Genomic DNA, 6196 nt, shown 5'->3' with positions numbered 1-6196 from the left:
CAGTGAGGGGGTGGGGTCGGTGAGAAGGAGGGGGGATAGGAAGGCGTCGATAAGCGCGAGCTCTTTGCGGGTAGGAACGGCCGAGAGATCGTGGGCGTCGGCAGGCATGGCCACGCCCGGGGCGCCGCAACGGAGGAACAAAAAACGCATGCGGACAATGCTACGCGGGCTTTTTGTGGCGGGAAAGTGTAAGGTTGGAGAGTATTTTGGCTTCAATAATGAGGAAGTGACTAAACAATGGCAGCGATCGTCATTGTCGGCGCCCAGTGGGGCGACGAAGGCAAGGGCAAAGCGACCGACATCCTCGGCGGCAAGGTTGACTACGTGGTCAAGCCGAACGGCGGAAATAACGCCGGCCATACCGTCGTGGTAGGCGGCGAAAAATACGAGCTGAAGCTCCTGCCGGCCGGCATTTTGTCCGAGAACGCCACCCCGGTGCTGGGCAATGGCGTAGTGATCAACCTTGAGGCGCTCTTTGATGAAATTGACGGCCTTGAGGCCCGCGGCGCGAATGCCTCGCGCCTGAAGATTTCCGCCAACGCGCACCTGGTGGCGCCGTACCACCAGACCCTGGACCGCGTGCAGGAGCGCTTCCTGGGCAAGCGCGCTATCGGCACCACCGGCCGCGGCATTGGACCGACCTACGCCGATAAGGTTGCGCGCATTGGCATCCGCGTGCAGGACATCTTTGATGAGTCTATCCTGCGCCAGAAGGTGGAATCCGCGCTGGATATCAAGAACCAGATGCTGGTGAAGATGTACAACCGTAAGGCCATCGAGGCGGACCAGATTGTGGAGTACTTCCTGAGCTACCGCGACCGCCTGCGCCCGATGGTTATCGACGCCGAGCTGGAGCTCAACCAGGCCCTCGAAGCCGGCAAGCACGTGCTCATGGAGGGCGGCCAGGCCACCATGCTCGACGTGGACCACGGCACTTACCCGTTCGTGACCTCGTCTAACCCAACGGCCGGTGGTGCTTCCGTGGGTTCCGGTATTGGCCCAACGCGCATCAAGACCTCGCTGGGCATCATCAAGGCTTATACCACCCGCGTGGGTGCCGGCCCGTTCCCCACCGAGCTCTTTGATAAGTGGGGCGAGTACCTGCAGACCACCGGCGGCGAGATTGGTGTGAACACCGGCCGCAAGCGCCGTTGTGGCTGGTACGACTCCGTTGTGGCGCGCTATGCCACCCGCGTCAATGGGTTTACCGATTACTTCTTGACCAAGCTGGACGTTCTCACCGGCATCGGCGAGATTCCGATCTGCGTGGCTTACGACGTCGACGGTAAGCGCTACGATGAGCTGCCACTTACCCAGTCGGAATTCCACCACGCCGAGCCCATCTTTGAGACCATGCCGGCCTGGGATGAGGACATCACGGAGTGCTCCACCTTTGAGGAGCTGCCGCAGAAGGCACAGGATTACGTCCTGCGCTTGGAAGAGCTTTCCGGCTGCCGTATCTCCTATATTGGCGTTGGCCCCGGCCGCGACCAGACCATCATTCGCCATGACGTGATGGAGGACCAGTAAGGATGTAGTCCTCACCGAGGTGGTGTGAGAGCCCCACTCTCTAGCACAGCTGAACTGGCTCTCTGCACGATGCTTCTCCTAGCCCTCCAAGCAGACAGCAAAGGTTCCTATCCCTATCCAGCTCTTGGTCCCTCTAAGGGACTTAGCCCTAATTGAGTGAAAGCACCCGTGTCCCGTCATTGAGACGGAGCACGGGCGCTGTGGTGTTTCAGCGTACCTTAACCGCACACAAGGCCATGGCATGGTGAATTAAGGCGTTCTCTGTTGAATGTAACTAGACCCTAAGCTAAAGTTAAGTTTGCTTTAAGTACAGAAAGTCTTCAGCTTTCGCGGGCCAAATTCCCGCGCACTAAATCACAGGGAGTTACTTCAATGATTATCAAGCTTTTGAGCGGCCTGCTAGCCACGATTATGGGCTTCTTCGGCCTGGGCGCCCCGGCGCAGGAGGCTGCGCCGGCACCTGAGCAGGAGCAGGTTGCGGTTGCTGAGCAGGGCAACAACGACGACGTGCAGGCGCTTATCGACGCCGCCCATGCCGAAGCCGGCTACGACTTCATCAGTGTCCGCTACGAAGGCGACACCGCCCATATTGCCCTGAACCCGGAGACCTACAACCCGGACAAGGATGGCGATACTTTTGAGGCAGTTTCCCAGCTTCTGCAGGAAAAGGGCTACCAGGTTACCGCCGTTCTCTAAGGCCTAATTCATTCCAGGATCCGCACTGCGGCCTCGGTAAAGCATCCGCTTGCCGACGCCCGTGCGGATTTTTCTTTGCCCAATTCTCCCTCACTCCCTATTCGGGGGTCCTAAGTGTGATTGTGACGACCTTAGGCAGAGTTTTCGCTCACATATACCTTTTTGAAGGTGAAAGGCAATAACGTTAAGGATAGCGGCAGCCCCATCGGGTCGAACGTATGTGTATCCTGTCGAACTCTCTCCAGTCACTCCTGTAACACCATCTTTCTGTGGGTATTTCTGGAGTAATGCGATGAAATTGCACGCAAACCACCCTCTTGAATTTGCGTAAACTTAGATAAAACGCAGCGTACGGAAGTGTTTACATGAGTTTCGTTAAAACCTATCTTAGTAATTGTTAAGCCATTGGCGCAGCGCTCCGGCCTTAAGGGATGCTTAGAATATATCGAACTTATGTATTTAACGCCAGCTTGGTCGTAAAAATAAGTACGTCTACCTGCGGTTAAAGAATTGGAAGTTCTGCATAGCGTGGGTTTTATAAAGCTTTCTGGCTGGCGCCTTAGATTTTCCCGTGATATTATCCTGAGAGCACAATAAGAGTTAATCCAGATTTGGGTTCAAAACCCTGATTAACCGCAGTGTGTTCAAGTCTCAATTTCAGGTTCTGTTCAGCGAAAACACTCGCCGTGCAGGAAAACGAATGTAAGTATTTGTACCGCTCGAAGAGGAAAGAATGAGTAGATTAAGAAATATATCCCGAGAGGGGTGGATGGTCTTTACCGCAGTGCTTGCTGCAATTGCGGTAGTTACGGCCATGGTCACCGTTCCTGGGGCAGAGGCGCAAGACGGGGATGGGCGATTCTCTGTCGAGTCCAATAAGGGCCTGCCTCAAATCGCTAAAGAAGATTCCCCTAACTGGGGAACGATGGTTTGGACGGGCGAGCCTGACGGTTCAGAAGGAAAAATGAACGTTGGTTGGGCTTGGTGTATTGATCCCGTGCTGAAGCAGCCGATCAATACCGGCAAAACCTATGATAAGAATAATGCTGGTAAAGCACCGATTGAGCCTGAGTATCGTGATGCTGCTATTAACGTCGCAACCAAGATGCATAATGCTATGTTGCGCGGTGAAAAGCAGACTGTTGCGAACTATTCTGTCTACTTGGCGGCATTGATTGGTAGTAATGTCGACAATGGGGACGTTGTTGGAGGTGCTCGAAATGATACTCGAGAGCACATTCTGAACCCGACGCACAGCTCGCAGGGTGACGCCGGTGCACTTTGGGATAACTATAAGGGCAGTGCAGAAGAATTCACTCAGTTAACTGGCTTCGTAATCAAGCGAGATCCTAATCGCCCCGACAAGGGCGCGTTTATTCTCGAAAAAGATCCGTCGGTTTCAATACCAAAGGCTCCTGAGGACGCTTATATTACTATCGTTGGCCCTGAAGGTACGTTGACCTCGGATCACGGTTCGCTGAAGGGTAATCAGCGTGTGTTCACCCCGGACCAGCCTGGTCTGCCGGATACTCCGGACAACGGCGGCGGCTCTGAGGAGTCGACTACTTCTCCAGAGAAACCAGATACTGAGGAGAACACGACTGAAGAGACTACCTCTGAGAATCCGGAAGGGGAGACTACCTCTAGCGAGACGACTACTGAGTCTGAGCCGTCCAATACTGAGGAGACCACTCCTAAGGATTCCACTACTGAACCGACCTCTCCTGAGGAAACCGCCACGGAGGATACTGACGAGCCGACTCCGGGTAAGACTACTGATGTAGTACCTAATCCTGATCCGACTCCGACAACGGAGAAGCAGGAGAAGGACCTTACGCCGAAGATTGAGACCGAAGCTTCCTTTGATGGCGACAAGCAGCAGGTTGTTGCTGGCGCTACCGTTAAGGACAAGGTTCACTACGAGGGCCTTGTTTCGGGTAAGAAGTACACCCTGAAGGCTGAGCTGCGTAACAAGGCTGCTGGCGAGAACGGCGAGCACGCTATTCTTGGTACCGGTTCTGAGACCTTTGAAGCTACGGGTGAGTCCGGGGACGTTGAGGTAAAGATCAATGTCGATGACAGTGTGAAGAACCCTGTTGCTGCTGCCGTTGCTTATGAGAAGCTGTACTCCCACGAGGTGGATGAGAACGGCAAGGATGTCCCGAACGATTCCGGCGATGGCAACTTCATTGCGAAGCACGAGGACATTGATGATGAGGCGCAGACCGTCAATACCAAGTGGAATCCTGAGATTCACACGCAGGCCAAGATCAAGGATGGCAACCGTGTAGAGAAGGGTGCCACGGTTATTGACACTGTGACGTATAAGGATCTTGTTCCGGGTAAGAAGTACACCCTGAAGGCAAAACTCATCTCCAAGAAAGATGGCGAAACCGTACTGGGTGAAGGCTCTGCGGAACTGACTCCGAAGGAGTCCGCCGGTGAACAGAAGGTTGAGATCACCGTCAACGAGAAGGCAGATCCTGCTGTTGACGCTGCGGTTGCCTTCGAGAAGCTTGTATCTACCGAGGTAGACAAGGATGGCAACGAGACCACTGGCTCCTCCGATGAGAACGAGATTGCTACTCACGAAGACATCAACGATGAGAAGCAGACCGTTAACACCAAGTGGACCCCGTCTATCCAGACTAAGGCTGAATTTGACAACGCTAAGCAGGTAAAGGCTGGCGTCACCGTCAAGGACACCGTTACCTACACCGACTTGGTGCCGGGTAAGGAATACACCCTGAAGGCTGAGCTGCGTAACAAGGCTGAGAATGATAAGGGTGAGCACGAGGTCGTCGGCAAGGGCGATGTAACCTTCACTCCGAAGAAGTCTTCCGGCGAGCAGGTTGTTGACATTAAGGTCAACGATGACGTTGAAGGCGTTATCAAGGCTGCCGTCGCATTCGAGGATCTCTATTCCAAGCAGGTCGATGAGAACGGTAAGGACACTCCGAACTCTGACGAAGAGAAGAAGATTACCGATCACCGCGACATCGATGATGAGGCACAGACCGTAACCTCCAAGATGGAGCCATCCATCGGCACCAAGGCTGAGAAGGCTGAGGGCGATGAGATCAAGGCTGGCACCGTCATTACCGATAAGGTTAAGTACAACGACCTGGTTCCTGGCAAGGAATACACTCTGAATGCAGAGCTGCGTTCCAAGGTCAAGGACGAGACCACTGGTGACTTCCCGGTAATCGGCCACGGTGAGAAGACCTTCGTACCGAAGACCTCCGAGGGCACGGTAGAAGTCAAGATCACCGTTGATGAGGGTGTTACCGAGGCCGTTGATGAGGCAGTTGCTTTCGAGTACCTGACCTCCACTGCTGTTAACAAGGACGGCGAGGATTCCACCACTGGTGAGAAGAATGACATCGCCGAGCACACCAATATCGAGGACGAGGCTCAGACTGTAAAGTCTGACAAGCCTTCCGAGACCACCACTCCGGAGACCGCCACCTCTACCGAGGAGGTTCCGGATAAGCCTGGTCACGGTGGCGAGGGTGAAACCTCTACGCCTTCTTCCTTTGAGGATTCCTCTACCTCGACGACTAGCGAGGCCAGCGAGTCTGAGGAGCCGGGTGACTCTGAGAGTGAGAAGCCTTCCGAGTCTGAGGAACCGTCTGAGTCTGAGTCCAGTGAGTCTTCTGAGTCCGAGTCTGTAGAGACCACGTCTTCTGAAGCTTCCGAGACCTCTGAGTCTGACAAGCCTTCGGACGGCGAGTCGACGACCCCGGATAAGCCGACCGAGCCTTCTGAATCGACCGAGCCTAACGAGCCGGGTACCCCTGGTGACGACGAGAAGGACACTCCGAAGGTTTCCACTAACGCTGACTTCGAGGGTGGCCTGCGTGAGGTTGTTGCTGGTGCCAAGGTTGTGGACCAGGTTTCTTACGAGGGTCTGGTTCCGGGTAAGGAATACACTCTGGATGCCCAGCTGATTTCCAAGGAGGACGGCAAG

The 6196-nt window shown here is 54.6% G+C and carries 3 protein-coding genes; all 3 read left to right on the top strand.

The features are described 5' to 3' along the window. The first annotated feature begins 237 nt into the window (after positions 1 to 237). A complete protein-coding gene (locus tag RAE09_RS11510; protein WP_005325555.1) occupies positions 238 to 1530 on the top strand; it encodes an adenylosuccinate synthase in 1293 nt (430 codons plus the stop codon). Positions 1531 to 1902: 372 nt separating this feature from the next. Continuing rightward, positions 1903 to 2226 carry a malonyl-CoA-ACP transacylase gene (locus RAE09_RS11505; protein ID WP_239236771.1) on the top strand — a complete coding sequence of 108 codons (324 nt, stop codon included), beginning with the start codon at positions 1903 to 1905 and terminating at the stop codon, positions 2224 to 2226. Positions 2227 to 2995: 769 nt separating this feature from the next. Then, positions 2996 to 6196, top strand: a 3201-nt coding sequence (locus tag RAE09_RS11500; protein ID WP_316981739.1) for a VaFE repeat-containing surface-anchored protein, incomplete at its 3' end; no start/stop codon positions are given.

The organism is Corynebacterium tuberculostearicum (assembly GCF_032821615.1).
Lineage (GTDB): Bacteria > Actinomycetota > Actinomycetes > Mycobacteriales > Mycobacteriaceae > Corynebacterium > Corynebacterium tuberculostearicum_H.
Note: the sequence above shows the minus strand (reverse complement) of the source record. Positions and strands in the feature narration are given on the sequence as shown.

Coding starts and splice junctions, on each gene's coding strand:
- RAE09_RS11510 (WP_005325555.1), top strand. CDS start 238: ATGGCAGCGATCGTCATTGTCGGCGCCCAGTGGGGCGACGAAGGCAAG.
- RAE09_RS11505 (WP_239236771.1), top strand. CDS start 1,903: ATGATTATCAAGCTTTTGAGCGGCCTGCTAGCCACGATTATGGGCTTC.